Source organism: Lentzea kristufekii (genome assembly GCF_033949925.1).
Lineage (GTDB): Bacteria > Actinomycetota > Actinomycetes > Mycobacteriales > Pseudonocardiaceae > Lentzea > Lentzea kristufekii.
The window spans coordinates 50,100-69,202 of record NZ_JAXAVV010000031.1 but is presented as its reverse complement, the minus strand read 5'-3'; the positions used below and the strand labels follow the sequence as shown (position 1 = coordinate 69,202).

The 19,103-nt window shown below is 69.0% G+C and carries 25 protein-coding genes; 7 read left to right on the top strand and 18 right to left on the bottom strand.

Translation table 11 applies throughout. The features are described 5' to 3' along the window. The first annotated feature begins 35 nt into the window (after positions 1 to 35). The 6 genes from SK571_RS40500 to SK571_RS40475 all read left to right on the top strand — a co-directional run bounded on the left by SK571_RS40500 (position 36) and on the right by SK571_RS40475 (position 3,141). Positions 36 to 746 (top strand): class I SAM-dependent methyltransferase, encoded by a 711-nt coding sequence (locus SK571_RS40500; RefSeq protein ID WP_319989421.1) that lies wholly within the window; start codon positions 36 to 38, stop codon positions 744 to 746. Between the two features lie 140 nt (positions 747 to 886). After that, complete coding sequence (locus tag SK571_RS40495) at positions 887 to 1,051, top strand: hypothetical protein (RefSeq protein ID WP_319989420.1); 165 nt, start codon at positions 887 to 889, stop codon at positions 1,049 to 1,051. Between the two features lie 10 nt (positions 1,052 to 1,061). Further along, positions 1,062 to 1,280: a hypothetical protein gene (locus tag SK571_RS40490; protein WP_319989419.1), complete on the top strand. Its 219-nt coding sequence runs from the start codon at positions 1,062 to 1,064 to the stop codon at positions 1,278 to 1,280. Positions 1,281 to 1,283: 3 nt separating this feature from the next. Continuing rightward, entirely contained in the window at positions 1,284 to 2,222 is a 939-nt protein-coding gene (locus SK571_RS40485; RefSeq protein WP_319989418.1) for a hypothetical protein, read from the top strand. Further along, the gene (locus SK571_RS40480; RefSeq protein ID WP_319989417.1) at positions 2,215 to 2,493 is read left to right on the top strand and encodes a PqqD family protein; all 279 of its coding nucleotides are present in this window, start codon (positions 2,215 to 2,217) and stop codon (positions 2,491 to 2,493) included. Before SK571_RS40485 ends, SK571_RS40480 begins: the two co-directional genes overlap by 8 nt. 273 nt (positions 2,494 to 2,766) lie before the next feature. Continuing rightward, complete coding sequence (locus tag SK571_RS40475) at positions 2,767 to 3,141, top strand: hypothetical protein (RefSeq protein ID WP_319989416.1); 375 nt, start codon at positions 2,767 to 2,769, stop codon at positions 3,139 to 3,141. Between the two features lie 183 nt (positions 3,142 to 3,324). On the opposite strand, the gene SK571_RS40470 is transcribed toward SK571_RS40475, so the two are convergent. From SK571_RS40470 to SK571_RS40400, 15 genes are all read right to left on the bottom strand, one after another. After that, a complete protein-coding gene (locus SK571_RS40470) occupies positions 3,325 to 3,612 on the bottom strand; it encodes a hypothetical protein (RefSeq protein ID WP_319989415.1) in 288 nt (95 codons plus the stop codon). 752 nt (positions 3,613 to 4,364) lie between these two features. Next, positions 4,365 to 4,943 carry an LPXTG cell wall anchor domain-containing protein gene (locus SK571_RS40465; RefSeq protein ID WP_319989414.1) on the bottom strand — a complete coding sequence of 193 codons (579 nt, stop codon included), beginning with the start codon at positions 4,941 to 4,943 and terminating at the stop codon, positions 4,365 to 4,367. A 255-nt stretch (positions 4,944 to 5,198) separates the two neighbouring features. After that, positions 5,199 to 6,374: an MFS transporter gene (locus SK571_RS40460; RefSeq protein WP_319989413.1), complete on the bottom strand. Its 1,176-nt coding sequence runs from the start codon at positions 6,372 to 6,374 to the stop codon at positions 5,199 to 5,201. Beyond that, the gene (locus SK571_RS40455) at positions 6,371 to 7,567 is read right to left on the bottom strand and encodes an ATP-grasp domain-containing protein (protein WP_319989412.1); all 1,197 of its coding nucleotides are present in this window, start codon (positions 7,565 to 7,567) and stop codon (positions 6,371 to 6,373) included. The genes SK571_RS40460 and SK571_RS40455 overlap by 4 nt, the downstream gene beginning before the upstream one ends. Next, complete coding sequence (locus tag SK571_RS40450; RefSeq protein ID WP_319989411.1) at positions 7,564 to 8,220, bottom strand: metallophosphoesterase; 657 nt, start codon at positions 8,218 to 8,220, stop codon at positions 7,564 to 7,566. Before SK571_RS40450 ends, SK571_RS40455 begins: the two co-directional genes overlap by 4 nt. Position 8,221: 1 nt before the next feature. Further along, a complete protein-coding gene (locus SK571_RS40445) occupies positions 8,222 to 9,406 on the bottom strand; it encodes an ATP-grasp domain-containing protein (RefSeq protein ID WP_319989410.1) in 1,185 nt (394 codons plus the stop codon). After that, positions 9,403 to 9,675, bottom strand: coding sequence for a glutaredoxin family protein (locus SK571_RS40440; protein WP_319989409.1), 273 nt, complete (start codon positions 9,673 to 9,675; stop codon positions 9,403 to 9,405). Before SK571_RS40440 ends, SK571_RS40445 begins: the two co-directional genes overlap by 4 nt. Next, positions 9,675 to 10,814 carry a pyridoxal-phosphate-dependent aminotransferase family protein gene (locus SK571_RS40435; protein WP_319989408.1) on the bottom strand — a complete coding sequence of 380 codons (1,140 nt, stop codon included), beginning with the start codon at positions 10,812 to 10,814 and terminating at the stop codon, positions 9,675 to 9,677. Before SK571_RS40435 ends, SK571_RS40440 begins: the two co-directional genes overlap by 1 nt. Next, a complete protein-coding gene (locus SK571_RS40430) occupies positions 10,811 to 11,254 on the bottom strand; it encodes a YjbQ family protein (RefSeq protein ID WP_319989407.1) in 444 nt (147 codons plus the stop codon). The genes SK571_RS40435 and SK571_RS40430 overlap by 4 nt, the downstream gene beginning before the upstream one ends. Further along, positions 11,251 to 12,342 (bottom strand): phosphoenolpyruvate carboxykinase (ATP), encoded by a 1,092-nt coding sequence (locus SK571_RS40425; protein WP_319989406.1) that lies wholly within the window; start codon positions 12,340 to 12,342, stop codon positions 11,251 to 11,253. Before SK571_RS40425 ends, SK571_RS40430 begins: the two co-directional genes overlap by 4 nt. Further along, on the bottom strand, positions 12,339 to 13,247 hold the full coding sequence (locus SK571_RS40420; RefSeq protein WP_319989405.1) for an isocitrate lyase/phosphoenolpyruvate mutase family protein: 909 nt from the start codon (positions 13,245 to 13,247) through the stop codon (positions 12,339 to 12,341). The genes SK571_RS40425 and SK571_RS40420 overlap by 4 nt, the downstream gene beginning before the upstream one ends. Further along, entirely contained in the window at positions 13,244 to 14,269 is a 1,026-nt protein-coding gene (locus tag SK571_RS40415; RefSeq protein ID WP_319989404.1) for a beta/alpha barrel domain-containing protein, read from the bottom strand. Before SK571_RS40415 ends, SK571_RS40420 begins: the two co-directional genes overlap by 4 nt. 14 nt (positions 14,270 to 14,283) lie before the next feature. Further along, on the bottom strand, positions 14,284 to 14,844 hold the full coding sequence (locus tag SK571_RS40410; protein ID WP_319989403.1) for a thiamine pyrophosphate-dependent enzyme: 561 nt from the start codon (positions 14,842 to 14,844) through the stop codon (positions 14,284 to 14,286). Beyond that, a complete protein-coding gene (locus SK571_RS40405) occupies positions 14,841 to 15,365 on the bottom strand; it encodes a thiamine pyrophosphate-binding protein (protein ID WP_319989402.1) in 525 nt (174 codons plus the stop codon). Before SK571_RS40405 ends, SK571_RS40410 begins: the two co-directional genes overlap by 4 nt. 226 nt (positions 15,366 to 15,591) lie before the next feature. Next, positions 15,592 to 16,512 carry a substrate-binding domain-containing protein gene (locus tag SK571_RS40400; RefSeq protein WP_319989401.1) on the bottom strand — a complete coding sequence of 307 codons (921 nt, stop codon included), beginning with the start codon at positions 16,510 to 16,512 and terminating at the stop codon, positions 15,592 to 15,594. Positions 16,513 to 16,862: 350 nt separating this feature from the next. Here SK571_RS40400 and SK571_RS40395 point away from each other — a divergent pair, with 350 nt between their 5' ends. Beyond that, positions 16,863 to 17,381 carry a CAP domain-containing protein gene (locus tag SK571_RS40395; protein ID WP_319989400.1) on the top strand — a complete coding sequence of 173 codons (519 nt, stop codon included), beginning with the start codon at positions 16,863 to 16,865 and terminating at the stop codon, positions 17,379 to 17,381. Positions 17,382 to 17,672: 291 nt separating this feature from the next. Here SK571_RS40395 and SK571_RS40390 read toward each other — a convergent pair whose 3' ends face one another. From SK571_RS40390 to SK571_RS40380, 3 genes are all read right to left on the bottom strand, one after another. Beyond that, positions 17,673 to 18,176, bottom strand: coding sequence for a carbohydrate ABC transporter permease (locus SK571_RS40390; protein ID WP_319989399.1), 504 nt, complete (start codon positions 18,174 to 18,176; stop codon positions 17,673 to 17,675). A gap of 19 nt (positions 18,177 to 18,195) precedes the next feature. Continuing rightward, the gene (locus tag SK571_RS40385; RefSeq protein ID WP_319989398.1) at positions 18,196 to 18,438 is read right to left on the bottom strand and encodes a hypothetical protein; all 243 of its coding nucleotides are present in this window, start codon (positions 18,436 to 18,438) and stop codon (positions 18,196 to 18,198) included. Positions 18,439 to 18,643: 205 nt separating this feature from the next. After that, positions 18,644 to 18,997: an acyl carrier protein gene (locus tag SK571_RS40380; protein WP_319989397.1), complete on the bottom strand. Its 354-nt coding sequence runs from the start codon at positions 18,995 to 18,997 to the stop codon at positions 18,644 to 18,646. Between the last annotated feature and the right edge of the window lie 106 nt (positions 18,998 to 19,103).

The window sequence follows — 19,103 nt, the reverse complement described above, 5'->3', positions numbered from 1 at the left end:
CTAGGTAACGACGATCACTCGACCGAGGAACCCAGATGCCTGACTCATACGCCGGCGCGGCCGAACACTTCGACCTGATCACCAAGCCCTACTGGTCCGCGATCGGCCCTGCGCTGCACGCGGTGCTGCGGCAGGCGGGCGACGGCCCCGTCGTCGACATCGGCACGGGCACGGGGCTCGGCCTGCCCACGATCGGGAAAGCCCTGCCGGCGCACGAGATCATCGCGATCGAACCGTCGCCGTCGCTGCGCATCGGCCTGTTCTCCCGGCTCGCGGACCATCCGGAACTGGCCAAGCGGGTCACCGTGCTGCCCACCGGCGCGCAGGAAGCCGAACTCCCACCACGGCTCGGCGCCGTGGTGGGGATCAACATGCTCGGCCACCTGAGCCCCGCCGACCGGGCCACGCTGTGGAACCGGATCGCGGCCTCGCTCGCACCTGGCGCGCCCGCGGTGTTCACCCTGCAGCCGCCGGACCGTCCCGCGAGCATCCCGGAGAGCCCGTTCGGCGAGGCCGTGGTCGGCCGCCTGCGCTACAGCGCGTCCGGGTCGGCGGAACCGTCCGGAGAGCACCAGGTCACCTGGCGGGTCACCTACCGCGTCCACGACGGGGCGACCCAGCTCTCCGAGCAGACGATGGAGCATTGTTGGTGGACGGTGTCGGAAGGACAGCTCGACGACGAGCTGCACCGCGCAGGCCTGGCAGCGAGCAGCCGCGACGGTCTCGTGGTGATTCACCAGCAGTGACGAAGCAACCGCATGCTTCCTCAGCCCGCTCAAAATGTTCCTCGGCCAGGGGAAAGACGTTCCGATGACGGCTCCAGGCAGTAGACAGGACAGGAATGGCGGCACCGCCGGCAACGTCTTTTCAGGAACGAGGTATCACGATGACCCGAACTCTGCTGCAGGAGCCCGAACAGCTCGTCGGCGGCATCGAGGCGCCGTGCGTCACCCCGCTCGGCACGCTCGACGACGACGGGGGTGACGCGGGCGCCGGACTCGACGCCACGGCACCGAAGCCCGTGCTGGCCATCATCTACCCCGGCGTCTGACGAGGCCCCGATGTCCAGACGTGTCTGGGTCGCGGAGGGCGTGGCGAGCGACGGGGCGATCTACGGCCGCACGCTGCAGCTGCCCGCTCCCGGCACACCTCGCGCCGGTGTGGCGAGCGGCGTGCACCGCTCACGGCCCGCCGTGCTCAAGAGCCACCTCGGTGACATCCCGTCGTGCCCCTGCCTCGCCGCTCTGTCCACTCCGGACGACGAACCCGCCGCAGGGTGAATGATGCTCGCCGGACTCGCGGAAAGGCTCGCCCCTGTCTTCGCCGACGGGGAACCGACGCTGCTCACCGACGACCCGGAGCTGGCTGACTGGCTCGGGTCGTCCGGACTCCCGGTGCTGACGTTCGACGACCTCACCGGTCGCGACGCCCTGCCCACCCGGATCGTCGCCGTGCCACTGGACTACGGCCGGATCCCCTCCCGGCGCGTGCTTCGGGACGTCCTGTCGGGCAGCAGCGTGCTCTGGGTTCCGCTGGCCTCCTTCTCGCCTGACCTCAGCACGGCCAGGTACGCGGTCGAGAAGCTCCTCGAGGTCGACTTCACCCGCTCGGTGGCGAACAACCGCCACCTGATCTGCCGCCTCATGCTCGCCAGGGGCGACGTGACGTTCTCGGGTCCAGGCACGAAACTCGCGCTGCGGCTGCCGGAAGTGCTGCAGCTGTCGAGCCGCACGCGCGTCGACCTGTTGCCAGACGAGCATTCCACCGTGGGCAACTACTTCGAGGTCGCCTTCTCGCCGGCGGACCTGGCAGGCCGGCTGGACGCCGGGATGTCGGTCTCCGGCACGCTTCGCGTCGACTCGGTCCTCGTCGCCAAGCACCGCGAGCTCAGGGGCCGCACGGCCGACCAGTTCACGGCCGCCACCAGGGTCGCCGAGGAGATGCGCAGAGCCTGCCCGCTCAACCTGTCCATCGTGGACAGCCGGATCGTCGGCGGCCTCGGACCGTTCGCCGACGACATCGAGGCGCTGAGCGGACCGGAGTACCGCGGCGCGGTGACCGAGGTCGCCATCGGCACGGGGGCGTTGGCGCCCGACGGCATCGACTGGAGCCTCAACTGCCTGCTCAACGAGAGCGCGGCGGGGATCCACCTCGGCGTGGGCAACGGCTTGACCGGCATGCACTTCGACTTCCTGGCAACGGAGGCGGTTCTCGATGGATGAGCAGACCCGGCAACTCGTCGACTCGATTCACCTCGACCCGGCTGACGACGGCACCGCCACCGCGGTCGACGACCGGACGCTGACGGCCTTTCACCTCAACCGGACGGCCTACCTGGTCACAGACGCGCTGCGGTCGCCGCGCACCGCGGAGCAGCTCGCCTCCGTCCTGGCCGCCGCGGTGGGCTGCGCGACGGAGAAGGCCACCGCGCCGGTGGCGGTGCTCCTCGCCGAACTCGCCGAGCTCGGCTGGATCGGCCCGGCGTCACGATGAGCGGCGACGGTGTCTCGACGAGCCGTGGAGCGACTGAGAGTCACCACCCGGAGTGCGGCACGTCCATTCTTCCGGACGACCACCTTCGAAACACTCAGTCGAATTCGATTCGATCGACCACTGCGTCGGACTCTCGCCGTGAGTGGGCACCGAATCGTGCTGATGCGCTTTCACCGTACTGACTAAATTCGCGTCGTCCGGGTTCCACACAGCCTGAACGCGACTACTATCAGTAGCAGAACGATTACCGCTTGACTGGAGTCGAGGTGCGGTTTGAGCGCGCATGACAGGCACGTCCTGCCGCCACCACCGGTGTGGCTGCGCACCGAGGAGAACGGCGTGGTGCGCGCCGACCTGATCATGAAGGTCTGGACCGGCAGGTGCGACAGGGTGTCGATGCGACTGACTCGCGACCACGTCGTGCTGGTGCAGCTGACCGCGGACATGGGGACGTCCGGCACCCGCTCGCACGTAGTCGCGCGTGCGACCACGGCGCAGCGGGCCACCAGCCTGATGAAGGAACTGCTTTCGACGATCCAGTCGGCGCTGCAAAGCCACCACGGCGGATGCATCGAGGTGTGCCCAGACCGCGGTCCGGAGCTGACGCTGCTGCTCGGTGGCCCTGCCGTGATGCTGACCGGAGCCTGACATCGAACCGACTCGACACGGCGAAAGCCTCTCCCGCGGGCCAACAGGATCCACACTCGCGCGGGAGCCTGCGAACACGGACGCGGCCATCACCCGATCCTGAGTCGTCCACTCGACTGCTCAACATCGTTTGATGACCGCGCCCGCGTTCCGGATCACGAAGTCCGGCTGGAGCATCGCACGTCAGGGTTGGGGATCGCAGTTCCACCACGCTCCACCGAGGTCCCGGTCGTCTTTCACGTAGTGGACCGAGTGAGTGGTGTACGTGGTTTCGCGGCGACAGAGGTTCCAGGCCTCATGCCAGCCCTTGGAATTGTTTCCACTCGTGGGAACGCGTACATAGGTGTCACCTGCGGCGTTGGCTGTGGCCGGCAGGGCGACAGTGCCGATCGCTGCAGCTGCGGCGATCAGGGTGACGCTGGCCAGCTTTGCCAGTTGTTGTCGTCGAGAAGACGTGTGCAGCTTTGTCACTGGAACTCCATATCTGTTTTCCACGGTTGATGTTTCCTCGGGCGAGTGCCAATTTACTGCGGCCACAACCGAGACGAACACACCGCGCTCAGACTTTCCTAGAATGCCTGACATTTGTCATCGTATCGGTGATGATTCGGACGGATGGACAGGGATGACAAAGTCAGCGATCGGCAGCCGAGGACGCCTGCGAGTATTCCGGCTCTTGACCCGATCGCTGTCACCGCCGACGCAAGCGACTTCGCCGGGCGCCTCGGCGGGCGGTCGCCGCACCGCAGACCGGCTCGCCGCTGTCCTGGCCGCCGCGATGGGTTGCGCGCTGGAGAAGGGCTTCGAAGGTCGTCGCAGTTGAATTCCGGACTCGAGGCCTCCGGCGCAGGACGCCGGTCGTGGCCCGACGATCGTGGCACGACGGCACGGATTCCTGAATCCACAGCGTGCTCGCGAAATCGCCGAGGGCGTGACGGTGCCTCAGTTGCGATATTTCCCAAAGCCGCGCCAGCTAGGACTTCTCGCCCGTCACGCCACCTGTCCAACCGAGTCGCGACCGCGGGCGTGGACGGCGAGAGCTTCCTCCGTCGCAGCGACGAAAGCGCGTTCACCGCGATGCGAAGGCGCGTTCGCGTCAATTGACGGCGTGGGCCAGAAGGTGGTCAGGGGCGGGAATCCCGACGCAGCCCCAGCCCGCCCACGCGGGTCACCCGGCCTGGGCGCGGTGAGATACCAGGACCGCGACCAGGCCGGATCCAGCGTCACGCGCGACGGCGACGGACCACGAGCATCGCCACGGCGCCTGCGCCGACGAGACCCAGACCGCCGAGCAGCAACCACGCCGGGGAGGCGCCGGTCGCGGCGAGAGGCGGCGGCGTGGTCGACGACGACGGAACCGCCACCGAGGACGACGGAGCCGGAACACTGCTGCTGGGCTTCGGCGGCACGCTGCTGCTCGGTTTGGGCGGCACGCTGCTGCTCGGCTTGGGCGGCACCACGCACGGCGGCGTCTTGTAGGTGCCGTTGAGGTTGTACCGCGCGTCGTCGTAGGCCTTCACGACCACGGTGAACGTGTGCGCCACGGTCCCGTCGAGCGTGAACTTGTCGCTGTAGCTCTTGCCGAACTTCTTGTCGACCAGAACTTCGGCACCGGCCTTCACCAGCACCGTGTTCTTCTCCTCTGGCGCGTAGTACCGCAGGTCGACGGTGAGCACAGCCTTGTCCTTGACGCACTCGGCGCTCGCCGTGGGAACGTGGGCACCGGCGGGGGTCGCCAGCACCGGCGCGGCGAGGGTGGCCACGGCGGCCACCGCGAGCACGCCGAGAACTCTGCTTGCCATCAAGATCTCCTGCTTTGGTCGACTGAGGGCGAACCGACCACAGTGGACTGTCGGTCGCCGGACGGCGGCAAGTTAGCAACGAAAGCCGTCGCGGTGGCGCGCCGAGCAACCTCGACGTCTGTTCCGGGGGTAATCCCTCGCGACCGCTCGCCCGAGGTCCCCGACGGCACCGGCGAGAAGTGGAAAACCCTTGTCCAACACGGACGTGTTCGAACAACCGCCATCCTGGCGTGGTCAGTGTCAGGCCCGAACCGCTCAGCTTTTGACGATCAACGGGGTCAGCGCCCCCACGCAGGCGAAGCACAGCCCGAGCACCAGCCAGCCCGGTCCGCTGCCCAGGCACAGCACGGTGAGCAGACCTGGCGCGGCGGCGGTGGCGAAACCCCGTCCGAGCGCGAAGAAGCCTTGGTACTGCCCGTGTGCGCCCTCCGGGGCGAGTGCGAAGCTGAGCCCGAACGAGCCGGCCGACGTCCAGAGCTCCCCCGCCGTCAGCAGGACTACGAAGAGCACGAGCAGTGCGACCGCGCTCCACGGCGGCAAGTACCCGGTCGGCACGATCACGCAGCACGCCGCGAACAGGACCAGCCCTGCCCAGCGGCAGAGCCGCGCGGCGGTCGCGTTGTCCTCGGCGTCCCTGCTGGCCCTGGTCTGCAGGAAGATCACCATGACGGTGTTGACCACGACCAGCGCCGCGACCACCAGCGGTGGCGCGGTCGTGTGGCCGACGATCCAGAGCGGCAGGGCGAACGAGAGCATCGGGCCGTGCAGGGAAAGCACGCCGCAGGCGAACGTCACCAGCACGTAGCGGCCGTCGCGGAAGACCCTCAACGGATGGCTGCGCGGCGCGGTCGCACCGGTGGGGACGTCGGCGGGCAGCCGGCGCAGCGGCACCGCCGCGCCGACGTACGTGGCCGCGGTGCCCAGCAGCAGCACGGTGTACGCGGTGGTCGTGCCGGACTGGATGGCCAGTGCGGCGAGACCGGCGCCGACGGTGATCCCGATGTTGGTGACCACCCGCAGGTAGGCCCGGAAGCGAACGCGTTCCGCGCCCTCACCGACGGTGGCCACCAGCGCACCGCGCGCCGCCGTGCTGCCCTGCTCCGCGAGCAGGAAGACCGTGATGGCACAGAGGAACCAGGGAAACGACCGGACGAGCACCAGCCAGGTGAGGGTCAGGAACTGGGTCGCCAGCAGCACGGTGTAGACCCGGCGCGGCCCGAACCTGTCGGCCAGGCCGCCGAGCGGCACCGATCCGGCGAGCGACACCAGACCGGCCGCGGTGAGACCGAGCGCGACGTCGCGCACGCCGAAGCCCGCGACCCTGGTGAAGTACAGCGTGCTGGTCGGCAGGTACAGGCCGCTGCCGATGGTCTTGACGAACCAGGAGAAGGCCAGCAGGCGCTTCGGTCCCGGCGCGGGGAGCAGCTTCACCGCGATGGCCTGGCCAGGGCGTGCAGCCGGGCGTTGAGGTCAGCGGCGGCCGCGGGATCCGGTGCGGCGAAGTGCACCTCGACGTTTCCGGTGCCGCTCTCGTGCGGTTCCAGGACCTCGAAGACGCCCGGCAGTTGTGCCGCCCGCCGCGAAACCCCTGCCAGGGCGGGCAGTTGGGTGCGAGCGATCGTCTCCTGCCGGGCAGGCCGTGGCAGCCCGGCGAGTTCAGGAAGCTCCAGGAGCACGGACGGCTCCGGCAGTCGCGACGGCTCGCCGAGCGCGGCGCGGACGAACTCGTCCCACAGGTCGATTCCGTAGACGTGCCACCAGTTCCGGGGAATGCCCAGCCCGCCGGGCCGGATCGCGACCTCGCCCACGACGGGCCCGTCGTCCGTGCCGAACACCTCCAGGTGGGTCACGCCGTCGGTCAGGCCGAGCGCCGCGACCACGCGCGCGTGCAGGTCGAGCACTCCCCTGGCGAGCGGGCTCTCCTGGTCGACGACGTGACTGCCGTTGAGCGAGGCCGGAGTGGCCAGCGGTGGTGTGAAGTAGCGCGAGAGCGCGGCGAAGCGCACGACGCCGTCGCGGACGATGCCGTCGCAGTGGTACTCCGCGCCGAAGCGCACCATCCGCTCGACCTGGATCGGGGTCCCTCGCGCGGCGAGGTCCGTGAAGTCGCCGGCGGCGAGCCGGGACAGGAACGACTCGGCGGTGTCGACGCGGTAGGTCGCACGCGAACCCGAGCCGAACACCGGCTTCATCATGATCGGCCACCCGGTGTGCCGTGCGGCGGCCGGCACCCGTGCGAGCGTGGCGGCCTGTGCGAAGTCCGTCACCGGCAGCCCGGCGGTGCGCAGGCGCTGTTTCATGGCGCGCTTGTGCGACGCCCACAGGGACTGGTCGAACGACGGGCCTGGCAACCCCAGCAGCGACCGCACGAGTCCGGCGGCGGCGATGCTCTTCTCCGTGGCGGCCACGACGTGGTCGATCGGACCGGTGCCCGCCAGCTCGTAGGCGGCCCGCTCGACGTCGTGCAGGTTCTCGAAGCTGTCGACGAAGGCCACGTCGCAGCCGGCGTGGAGATGGGCGTAGCGCTCGCGGGTGATCACCCTCAGGCGGACATCCTCGCGGGTCCGCAGGGCACTCAGCACCTCCGGCTTGTCGGAGTTGAGCAGCAACACATACCGGGTCACGTGGAACGCTCACATCGTTGGTAGGTAAGGGTTTCTTCGGTCTCGTCGATCAGGGCCCAGGTCGGCTCGGCACCGCGCACCGGTCCGACGTTGACCAGGTACTGCCGGTCGGGTCTCAGGGTGACGGGCTCGCCGTGGCGGATCGGAGGGCTCTCGACCGCGGGCCACGCGCGGCTGCCGTCGGCGGGCAGGACGTACAGCGCGCTGCGGTGGTGGTGGCCGTGCACGAGCAGGCGCCCGGAGAACTTCGCGTCCAGCAGGCACCAGCGACCGGGCTCGACCTCCTGCCAGCCCTCCTCCGCGTGTCCGTGCGCGTAGTCCGCGAACCCGGTCCGGTAAACGAGCGGCGCGTCCAGAACGGACAGAATCGAGCCGGAGACGGCGTGCTCGGGGACGAGGGCGCGGATGCGCTCTTCCTGGTTTCCCCTGACGATGATCGCGTCGGCCAGCAGGGCGGGCAGGTCCGGCGCGGCGTCGAAGACCTCCTCGACGCGGGTGAACACGTGGCCGTCGACCCGCTTCTTGCTCACCTCGCACTCGAAGACGTCACCCAGGCACACCAGCCGGTCGACCCGTTCGCGTGCCACGGCAGCCAGCACCGCCCGCAGCGCGGGTACATCACCGTGGATGTCGGTGACGATGGCGTAACGCACCTCAGTCCCTTCCTGCAGGCACGGTCTCGACCGTGATCGCGTCCCTGACCCGCTCCCCACGACCCGTGGCGTCCTCGGCGTCGACGCCTTCGGCCAGCACGTAGCCGGAGCGGTCCCCCGACGAGCGGACCTCGCCGATCACGTCGCCGGTGCCGACCGCCAGGTCGATCACGCACCCCTCGGTGTCCCGCGGCAGCACGATCCTCGCGACGGTGCCGGAGGCAGGGGTCAGGAACCGGATCGCCGCGCCACGGCGGGCGGGCACCGGTTCCGGCGGAGGCGTCAGGCCCAGTGGGCAGCCCACGGTCAGCTGGACCAGGTCGTGACCGTAGGCGCGGCGGACGAGCTCGCGGATCTTGTCACCGCCGATCCGGTTGTGGGACTCGATCACCCGCGGACCGCGGGAGGTCAGCTTCACCTCGGTGTGCGACGGGCCTTCGCGCAGTCCCACGGCATCGAGGAAACCGAGGACGAGCGCCTTGATCTCCTCCTGCCGCGCGGCCGGCAGCGCGCTGGGCACGGTGTGGCCGAGCTCAACGAAGTTCGGGCCGAGCAGCTTGTCGGTCAACGCGATCACGACGTGCTCGCCGTCGTGGCTGAACGCCTCGACGCTGAGCTCCTGGCCGTCGAGGAACTCCTCGGCGATCGGGTCGACGCCGCCTGCGAGGACGAACTCCTCCCACACCGTTGCCGCGTGCTGCTCGGCCTCGACCAGGAAGACCGCGCGACTGGCGGTGCCCGCCGCCGGCTTGAGGATCACCGGGCCGCCGGCGCCCCGGCAGAACACGGCGAGATCGGCGGCCGAGCTCACCGGCCTGGCCAGCACCGGGCTCAGCTCGTTCGCCGCCGGCAGTTCCCTCATGCGCCGCTTGTCCTGCAACAACCGCACGGTGTGCAGCGGGTTGCCGTCGACGCCGAGTCGTTGCCCCACCTCGGCCGCGGGAAGCAACCCGGCCTCGGTCAGCGAGAGAACCCGGTCGAACGGACGGACGGTGTGCAGCGGCGCCAGTACCGAGAACACGGCTTCAGCGTCCACATTGGACACCGCGATCGCGTGACCGGCGTCGGTGGGCGGTTCGTTCCCTGCGTGGACGAAGACGGCGTCCACGCCGAGAGCCGCGGCCGCGGCCAGCAGTTGCGGGGTGCCCGCGACGATCGCGATCCGCGGTCTGACCGGTGCGCTCACGGTGCCGGGGCCTCCGCGTCGGCGGGCGCGCCGAACCGTTCGGTCAGGTAGGCGATCAGGTCGGCGTTCTCCCGCAGCTTGCCGGGAACGACCTTCTCGCCGTCGATCAGCGCCGGGATGAACTTGGAGCCGGTGGCCCTGATCAGCTCGTGGCGCAGCTCGCGGGTCTTGGGCACGTTGACGTTCAGGTACGACACGCCCAGCCGGGTCAGCAGCTCCCTGACCGGCTTGCAGTCCGGGCAGGTCTCGCGCTGGAACAGTACGAGCATCAGTTCTCCTCGTGGAAGGTTCGGACGACCTCGCCCACCCCGGCGCCGGGGGTGAAGCGGTGGCCGAGTGCGAGCAGCGCCATCTCGACGGCGCCGAGGACGGCGACGAGGTCCAGCGCGTCCGCCGCGCCGACGTGGCCGACGCGGATGAGCTTGCCCTTGAGGTGGGCCTGGCCGCCGGTCATGGTGAGCCCGTGGCGGGTGGACAGGGTCTTCAGCAGGTGCCCGGTGTCCACGCCCTCCGGCGCGAGCGCGGAGGTGATCACGTGACTGCGCCGGTGCGGCTCGCGGATGAAAGGGCTGAACCCGAGCGCGACCAGTGCCCGCTGCGCGGCTTCACCGAGCAGCGCGTGTCGCCGCTGGAACGCCGGAAGTCCTTCCTCCGCCAGCATCTTCAGCGACTCGTGCAGGCCGAGGAGCAGCGAGACGGCCGGTGAGGACGACGACATCGGGTAGAACTGCCGGAACCGCTTGAACGACCAGTAGTACGCGGGCCCCTGGCCGCGTCCGACCGCTTCCCACGCGCGGTCGGACAACGCGACGAACGCGAGCCCCGGCGGGAGCATGAAACCCTTGTGGGAGGCGGCGAGCACCACGTCCAGGCCCCAGGCGTCCATCTCCAGCGGGTGGACGAGCAGACCGCTGATCGCGTCGACCACGACCACCACGTCGGTGTCGCGGAAGATGTCCGCGATGCCCCTGACGTCGTTGAGCGCACCGGTCGAGGTTTCGCTGTAGACGACGAGAACGCCGCGGATGTCCGGGTGTTCGCCGTGGGCCGCCCGCACGTCCTCCGGCCGGGCGCTGGTCCCCCATTCGCTCGCGACGGTGTGCACGACCAACCCGTAGCCGCGGCAGATGGCCTGGAACCGCTCGCCGAAGTACCCGTTGGAGACGACGAGAACCTCGTCGCCCGGCGAGAAGCAGTTGGCGACCGCCGCCTCCATCGCGCCGGTGCCGGAGGTGACCATCGAGTAGACCGGCTGCCTGGTGCCGAACAGCGGCGGCAGCCCCTCGTTGATCTCGTGGACCAGTCCTTCCATCTCCGTCGAGCGGTGGTGGACGATCTCCCTGGCGCCGGCCAGCAGGAGCCGCTGCGGCACCTCGGTCGGCCCTGGCGTGGCCAGTCGCAGCTTCACGCGTCGTTCTCCTCGTCTGAGCGGCGGCGGGGTGGGTCGAGCAGGACGCGGCGGGTCGCCGGCTTGAGGTCGAAGTCGAACAGCACGATCCGGTGGGTGGCGGACATGCCGAGCTCACCGCCGGCGAACGGGACCAGCACGCTGGTGCCGAGCAGGCAGGACTTCAGGTGCGCGAAGCTGTTGGGATCACCCGTGGTCAGCTCGTGCAGGTACCTGCCGCCGTCCGCCGGTGCTTCCGGCACCACCCGCTCCAGCACGCGCAGCAGGTCGGTCACCGCGCCCGGCTCGTACCGCATGATCGTCAGGCCGACCGTGCTGCCGTGCGCGAAGACACCGGCCAGCCCGTCACCGGAACCGGCTTCGCGCAGGCGTTCGGTCACGGTGTCGGTGATGTCGTGGTGGGAGTTGAGCCCGTGGCTGGGAATCCTGAGCTCGATCACCGGCTGCTCGCCGCGGTGTGCAGCGGGAAGTTCCCGGTGTCGAGGTCGCCTGGCCCGGTCACGGTCCAGGCGGGCACCCCGGCGAGCGCGGACACGATCCGCCCGACACGGTCGGTGTGGGCGTGGCGCCGGTCGTCGACGTAGCCGTGCCAGCCGGCGTGGGCGCCGTCGAACGCCGACTCGACGTTGGCGGCGAGGATCGCGGCCAACTCGTCCGGTCCCTGCTCGCACCGCTCGACGACCGTCCGCTCACCCGGACCGATCGCCGGGTGCAGGATCGCCATCACCGGCACGTGCGTTTCGCGCGGCGCGCTCGGGAAGCGCCAGCGGAACCGGATGGGGTCCACCGCGAACTTGCCGGTAGGTGCGAACGCGTGCGCGGCGGGTGGGCAGTAGTCCGCGCCGATGCCCGCGATCTCCCTGAGCCCCGGATACTTCACGATGGTGCCGTAACCGAGGTGCGGGTAGTCGGGCCAGCCTGCCGCGAGCACCTCGCCGTCCGCCTGTTCGTGCAGCACGGTCTTGTCACCGCTCATGATCTGGTAGCCGAACTTCTCCACCAGCTCCAGCAGGATCGTGCTCTTGCCCGCTCCCTTGGCGCCGGTGACGAGCACAGCGCCGCCGTCGCGGAACGCGGCGGTCGCGTGCAGCACGGCCGCACCGGTGTTCTCCTGGTCCTTGAGCACCAGGTCGCGCACGAGCTCGACGAAGTCCATCGCGCCACCCGACCCGAGCACGACGTCGATCGTGCGTGCCGCGGGGTCGAAGGCGAACTGGCTGCCGGTCTTGGTGCACCGCAGGTACTGCCGGCCCGCCTGCTCGGTTCGCCGGGCAGGCACCGTGAAGAACGCGCTCGCGCTCTTGCGGACGTGGATGTCCTCCCAGTCCGCGGTGGTCTCCGGCGAGTGCCGTGCGTCGGCTGTCCCGGCGACGCGCAGGGTGGCCAGGACGTCGTCCGCGGGCCCCTGCTCGATCGCGACATGCGTTTCCAGGAAGGACAACGCCACCTCGAGCTCCGCGCCCGCGCCCGGCTCCGTCTCCACGCGGAGCCTGGTTCCGCGGTAGCCGAGCGTGCGTGCGGCGATCATCGGGCGTTCTCCGCGATCTTGCGGCCGAGCGACTCGTAGTACGCCTGCTGTTCGAGCATCCGCGGCACCCGCTGCAACGCGAAGATGTCGTTCAGCGAGGCGATGTCGCCCTCGATGTGGTGCGTGGTGCCATCGCGCCTGATCGAGGCGAGCGTGTCGCGCATGGCCTTCAACGAGCTGCGCAGCGCCTGGTTGGCGTAGATCGCCATGGCGAACCCGCGGTCGGCGAGCTCGGTCGCGGTCACCCGGTTGTACGTCGTCGGCACCACGACCACGGGAAGCTGCCCGGTGTAGGTGTCGCGGAACGCGAACACCTCGTCCGGCTCCGCCCGCTTAGAGTGGATCAGCAGCGCGTCCGCGCCCGCGCGTTCGTAGACCTCGGCCCTGCGCAGCGCCTCGTCCATGCCCTGGCCCGAGATCAGCGCCTCCAGCCTGGCGATGACCACCAGCTCGTCGCTGACATCGGCGGCGGCGCAGATCTTGGCGGCGAAGTCGTCGACCGGCGCGAGGTCCTGGTTGCCCTCGACGAAGCTGTTGAGCTTCGGGAACCGCTTGTCCTCGACGCAGACACCGGCGATGCCGCACGCCTCGTAGGCGCGGACCATGTGGATGACGTTGTTGACGTTGCCGAAGCCCGAGTCGCAGTCGGCGAGCACCGGCACGTTCACCGCCTCGGCCAGCCCGGCCGCGGTGTTCAGGCACTCGGTCATGGTGAGGATGTTCGCGTCCGGCACACCCGCCGTCGCGGAGATCTCCAGCCCGCTCGACCAGATCGCTTCGAAGCCCGCCTCCTCGGCGAGCCTCGCGCTCAGCGGGCTGTGCGCCCCCATGACCTGAGCCAGGCCGGGGGCGTGCAGCAAATCGCGGAGACGCTGCGCTGGTGTGGGATTGTCCTGCCCGTTCACTGGTGCTGTCCTTCGTTCGTGTTCTGCAGCTCGAGGCACACCCGCTCGACCACGTCGTCGAGCACCCGGCGCGGGCGGGCGCCACCGAGCCGCCGTCCGGCTTCCCAGGGGTCGAGGCCGGTGCGCGCGCACGCGGCCTCGATGCGGTGTTGGTAGTAGTAGTGGTGGTCGTTGATCCCGGCGGCGATCTCCGCTCGCCGGGTCACCATCGGTCGCGGCAGCACGTGTTCCGCCACGTGTTCGGCCGCTTCGCACACACCGCGCAGGTCGATGTCGGTGGCGTACCTCGGCCACGCGGTGAGGAACGCCGCTGCCTGTTCGGTGGCCAGGTTCCCCGCGCCGCGAGCCATCCCGCACAGCGACACGTCGAGCCAGCCGGCTCCCGCGTCCACGGCGGCGAGTGCGTTCGCCGCCGCGAGGCCGAGGTTGTTGTGCATGTGGACGCCGATCGGGCAGTCCAGCTCGGCGGTGAGCAGTTCCACCCTGTCCCGGACGGCATCCGGGTGCAGCGCGCCGAACGAGTCCGCGACGTAGCAGACGTCGGGCAGCTCCGCGCGCACCGTCTTGGCGACGGTGACCAGTTCGTCGAGCTCCGCGTAGCTCACCGCCATCAGGTTCACCGTGACCCGCAACCCCAGTGCGCGGACGGCCTCGACGTAGGCGGGTACTGCGGCGACGTCCCACGGGTAGGCCGCGATCCGGATCATGCCGACAGGACTGTCCGGCAGGTCGGCCATCGCCTCGATCGGGCAGGCGGTCGGCACCACCATCACGGCCAGTTCGGCGTGCCGCACCGGTGGCAGGCCGGCGAGGTACTCGGGCGTGCAGTGCGCGGACGGACCGGCGGTGCCGCTCTTGCGGCTGCCGGAGCCGCCGCGGTAGCCGACCTCGATGACGTCGACCCTCGCGGCGTCCAAAGTGGACACGATGGCACGGACGTCGGCCTGGCTGAACTGCCAGTCGTTCTGGTTGCCGCCGTCACGGAGCGTGCAGTCGAGCAGTACGGGCTTGATCGCCGTCAACTTCGTTCCTCGCCTCAGGCTGGAGTGGTGGCCAGCTCGGCGCGGAAGCGTGCGAGCAGTTCTTGCGGGGTGAGTGCGACCCGTCGGCCCGCGGGGTGGCTGCGCGGACGGCAGCGGACGTGCACGAGTGCCGGGGTGTCGCGCAGGTCGAGCTCGGCGATCTCCCTGACACCGTCCACTGTGTACGCGGCGGCGTAGCCTGCTGCCCGCGCGAACGCGGCGGGGTCACCGAGCCCGGCGGTGCGCTGGCCGCCCGTACTCTCGTGCGCGCCGTTGTCCAGCACCACGTGCACGAGATCCGGCCGGTGTTCGGCGATCATCGGCAGGCAACCGAGGTTCATCGCGAACGACCCGTCGCCGTCGAGGACGACAACCCTGCGGTTCGGCTGCCCCAGCGCGACGCCGAGCCCGATCGGCGCGGCCATCCCCATCGAGCCGACGAGGTAGAGGTGGTTGGCGCGGTCCGCGAGGTTGTGGAGATCGCGCGTGATGTAGCCGCAGGTCGACACGTACAGCGCGGTGGACTCGCGCTCCAGGACCGCCTGGAGCGCGGCACGGATGTCGAGCGTGCTCACACACCCTCCCTGACGATCAGCGCGGCGGTGTACCTGCCGCCGTCGTGGAGGTCGAGGAGCTTCTCGACGGACTGGACGGGAACGTCGTTGTCGAGGACGGTCCACCGCAGGGCGAACACGTCCAGCAGGCGGGTCAGCTCCCTGCCGATGACGTCGTGCTCGACCGCGTCGTTGCCGTCGTGACCCCGCCAGCTGACCACGAGCGGCAGGTGGACGTCGTAGATCAGGTTGAACGAGGTGAGCACGTTCAGCGAGTAACCGAGTCCCGAGTTCTGCATCAGAACGACGGGCTTCGCGCCGGCGACGGCCAGCCCGGAGGCGACCCCCAGCGCGGTGTCCTCACGCGGCGCGGGCAGATAGCGCGCGGGCGTGTCCGGACTCTCCAGTACTCGGAAGATTCCCTTCAGCAAGGAACACGGAACACCGGTGTAGTGCTCGAATCCGTGCTCGATCAGGGTGCGCACCACCACTTCGGCAGGTGATGCCCCCAGCATTTCCTGGGCGGGCGCGACAGATGACATGCCGTTCAACATATGCATTGCAGAACAATGACTACAACGTGGCACTTCCCACGAAATAAGCTTCCTTTGATATTACCGTCCCGTACGGTGGACGCGCACCACGCGCTGTGCCTGCACTTTCCCGAGGTTGAGGAACCATTTCCGTCAATGACGGATTTTCCCGCAGACTGTCCCGGAAAACGAAGAGGCCCGCAGCGGGAAATACCGGGCGTTCCGCCGCCGGGCGCTACCTCCGGAATGCGGCCACGTTGTGCTTCGTCACGACTCGCACCGGCACGTCAACGACCTGCTGGACTTTCTCGCCGCGCGCCGCGCGCACAGCCTGCTCGACCGCCTTGCGCCCGAGCAGCTCCGGTTGCTGCGCGACGGTCGCCGCCATCGTGCCCTCCTCGATCGCCCGCAGGGCCTCCTGAGTGCCGTCGAAGCCGACCACGTGCACGTCCCTGCCCGCCCGCTCCCCGAGTGCGTCGATGACACCGAGCGCCATCTCGTCGTTGTCCGCGAAGACGCCTCTGATCGGTACGCCCGCCTGCAGAAGTTCCGTCATCACGTCGATCGCACGGGTACGACTGAAGTCAGCGGTCCGCGTCACCGTGACCTTGAGGCCACCCGAGTTCAGCCCGTGCCCGAAACCCTCACCGCGGTCACTGGTGGCCGACGCATCGGGAACACCCTGCAGGTGCGCGACGCTGCCGTTGGTGGCGCGGCCGAGCTCGATCGCGGCCAGCGCGCCGCCCTGCACGTTGTCCGACGCCACCTCGGACGCGACCTGGCCACCGTGGATCGACCGGTCCACCGCCACCAACGGGACGTACGCCGCCTGCGCGGTGTCGGCCGCCTGCTTCGCCTTCTCCGAGTCGACCGGGTTGATGATGATCGCTCCGACGTGCTGCGTGGTGAGCGCCTGCACCTGATCGGCCTGTGCGGCGGCGTCGTCGCCCGCGCTGACCACGACGACGGTGGCGCCCAGTTCGGCCGCAGCCTTCTCGACACCGTCCTTCATCGCCGCGAAGAACGGATTGTCCAGCGTGGACAAGGCGAAACCGATGGTGATGCCGTGACCGGCCTGTTCCTCGGCGGCGGCACACGCGGTCACCACCAGTACCGAACAGGCGAGGAGAGCCCTGCGGACCCCGGAGCGCTTCATGGCGACGGTTCTACCGGCCACCGCACCGGCATCGGCGACTTCTCCCGCCACCCGCGAAGAACTTCCTCGTCCTTCGGAGACCGCTGGCGCCGATACCGGTGTGCGAGAGGGAAAGAATCGCTCAGCCAAGCCGGCACCAGTAACACCGACCGCGACGACATGACACTCGCCGAGTCCTGCGGCTTGACCCCGCGGTGAGCAGGTCTGCTCCCGTGGCCGCGATCGACACACCAGTCACGCCTTTGAACATCAGGTCGACGAATCGGTGTCCACCATGGAACATCATGAGACGTACTCCTGAGCTGTGAGAGGCACAATTGGCGGCGAGCACCGTCGGAAGGAACCGCCACATGCCGAGCAGTCGCAAGTGGAACCGCCGTGACGGCTCAGCCGTCAGGTTCGGGCCCTCTCCAGGGCGGATCGACAGCGCATTCGCAGCCGGGCACGCAGAACCGTCTCCCGCTACGACGGTCGCGCGCCCGGCGACGCGCCAGTCGTCCGACGAGGACACCCTGATCTGGTTGGTCAACCACGTCCGCTCGAGGGCGGGCTTGCCCCGGTTGCGCTACGACGAACGATTGCGCGTCGCGGCCAGAAAGCACAGCAGGGACATGGCGCGCCGCGACTTCTGCGAGCACGTGAACCCGGACGGCGTGACCCCGGCGCAACGCATGAGCAAAGCGGGGTACCCGAATCCCGGTGGCGAGAACGTGGCGAGAGGACAATCCGGGCCGCACGCGGTGATGACCGCCTGGATGGCGAGCCCCAGCCATCGCGCGAACATCCTCAACCCGGATTTCGCGACCATCGGAGTGGGTGTCGACCTCAGTGCGGGCGGCCCGTACTGGACCCAGAACTTCGGCTGCTGAGCCTCACCTCGGCCAGGTCGGCGTCCTGCCCCGCCGGTCTGCTGCGAGCGTCTCCGCTCGTCTCGTCGCAATCCGAACCGTCGGCTCGCGACGGAGTGGTGGTTGCGACTGTCACCACCGACAGGGCGCGGCCGTGCTCCTGGGCGGCGATCAACTCGCCGGCGTCCGCGGAAACCACGACCTGCCATCGAACTCGTACAGTCCATTACGGACTCTTCCTCGGAGGAACGCCGGTGCGGGAAACGACGACGCACCCGCTCCTCGGCGAACAGGCATGAGCGTCCCTTTCGGCTACTTGCCACCGGTCGTCGCGATCCCCTTGACGAGGTACCGCTGGCCGATGAGGAAAGCGAGGAAGATCGGCAGGAGCGACACCACGCTCATCGCGAACTGCGAACCCCACGACGTCGCGACCGTCGAGTCGACGAACGAGCGCAGCGCGACGGGCACCGTGTACATGTCCGGATCGGTCAGGTAGATCAGCTGGCCGAAGAAGTCGTTCCACGTCCAGATGAACGTGAAGATCGTCGTCGTGGCGAGAGCGGGCTTCATCAGCGGCAGGATGATCTGGGCGAAGATCCGCGGGTGACCGCAGCCGTCGATGCGCGCCGCCTCGTCCAGCTCACGCGGCAGGCCGCGGATGAACTGCACCATCAGGGACACGAAGAACGCGTCCGTGGCAAGGATCTTCGGCACGATCAGCGGCAGGAACGTGTTCACCCAGCCGATCTGGGAGAACAGCACGTACCGCGGCACGATGATCACGTGGATCGGCAGCATGATCGTGCCGAGCATGATCCCGAACCACCACCGCTTACCACTGAAATGCAGGCGCGCGAAGGATACGGGCGAAGTTGTCGAACCCGATGAACCCCGGCGGCTGGATCAGGTTGTACTTCGTGAAACCCAGCCCGAAGGACGCGAGCACCGGACCCACCGTGATGAAAACCAGCCCGGCGAACCACGGCGCCAGAAACCAGAACGCCGCCTTGTTGTCCCGCCTGCGCACCTGGACACCGCAGTGGCGCAACTGACGCAGTTCGTCAAGAGCGCTCATGAACTCCCTGCTCCACTAAGCTGGAAGACGCTTTCCGGAGTCTGCATCGGTTGATCACCAGCGTCAGACAAGGCGTCGAAGCAGTTGTCGAACAAGGGAGACGTCATTCGAGGTGCAGTCCTATGTGGACTATCTAGCCTCTCTGTGGGATCGCAGTCTCCCGACTGCGTCAACAGCTGTCGTTGACAGCCAAGTCCCCACTCCCTCAGCCTGCCGCACCGGCTGCTACCCCGCGGGGAGCCGGCCGACCGGCGCGCTCGCGGCCGCGCGACCCAATCGAGTCCACAGTGGACTCGCCGACGGTTTTCACAGTCGAGTCGACGACGTGCGCCGCCAGCCCTCGATCAAGCGGATGGGCGAACAGGTCGAGCACGGTGAGCTCGGAGGCGCGATTCGCACGCAGCTCGCGATGTGCCCGGACCAGGAGCAACGAGGTGGCGCCCAGTTCGAAGAACGTCCGGGCCCGATCCAGCCCTTCGGCCGGCACGTTCACCAGTCCGCCGAGCGTCTCCGCCACCGCGGCCTCTACCGCCGCTTCACCTGCCGGGCCGAAGTCCACCACGCACGGTGGTGAGGGTTATCCCCCTGATCTCGCTCACGCCGGCCGTGTTCGAGCCCCGATGCCGCAAGATGATCGTCGACCGGACAGAGCACGAACGGTGCCA

What these genes read in the sequence shown, in the direction of transcription:
- SK571_RS40485 (WP_319989418.1), top strand. Translation starts at nt 1,284, where the DNA reads ATGCTCGCCGGACTCGCGGAAAGGCTCGCCCCTGTCTTCGCCGACGGG.
- SK571_RS40495 (WP_319989420.1), top strand. Translation starts at nt 887, where the DNA reads ATGACCCGAACTCTGCTGCAGGAGCCCGAACAGCTCGTCGGCGGCATC.
- SK571_RS40440 (WP_319989409.1), bottom strand. Translation starts at nt 9,675, where the DNA reads ATGCTCGTACTGTTCCAGCGCGAGACCTGCCCGGACTGCAAGCCGGTC.
- SK571_RS40500 (WP_319989421.1), top strand. Translation starts at nt 36, where the DNA reads ATGCCTGACTCATACGCCGGCGCGGCCGAACACTTCGACCTGATCACC.
- SK571_RS40385 (WP_319989398.1), bottom strand. Translation starts at nt 18,438, where the DNA reads ATGAGCGCTCTTGACGAACTGCGTCAGTTGCGCCACTGCGGTGTCCAG.
- SK571_RS40405 (WP_319989402.1), bottom strand. Translation starts at nt 15,365, where the DNA reads ATGTCATCTGTCGCGCCCGCCCAGGAAATGCTGGGGGCATCACCTGCC.
- SK571_RS40490 (WP_319989419.1), top strand. Translation starts at nt 1,062, where the DNA reads ATGTCCAGACGTGTCTGGGTCGCGGAGGGCGTGGCGAGCGACGGGGCG.
- SK571_RS40425 (WP_319989406.1), bottom strand. Translation starts at nt 12,342, where the DNA reads ATGATCGCCGCACGCACGCTCGGCTACCGCGGAACCAGGCTCCGCGTG.
- SK571_RS40480 (WP_319989417.1), top strand. Translation starts at nt 2,215, where the DNA reads ATGGATGAGCAGACCCGGCAACTCGTCGACTCGATTCACCTCGACCCG.
- SK571_RS40390 (WP_319989399.1), bottom strand. Translation starts at nt 18,176, where the DNA reads ATGCTCGGCACGATCATGCTGCCGATCCACGTGATCATCGTGCCGCGG.
- SK571_RS40400 (WP_319989401.1), bottom strand. Translation starts at nt 16,512, where the DNA reads ATGAAGCGCTCCGGGGTCCGCAGGGCTCTCCTCGCCTGTTCGGTACTG.
- SK571_RS40395 (WP_319989400.1), top strand. Translation starts at nt 16,863, where the DNA reads ATGCCGAGCAGTCGCAAGTGGAACCGCCGTGACGGCTCAGCCGTCAGG.
- SK571_RS40465 (WP_319989414.1), bottom strand. Translation starts at nt 4,943, where the DNA reads ATGGCAAGCAGAGTTCTCGGCGTGCTCGCGGTGGCCGCCGTGGCCACC.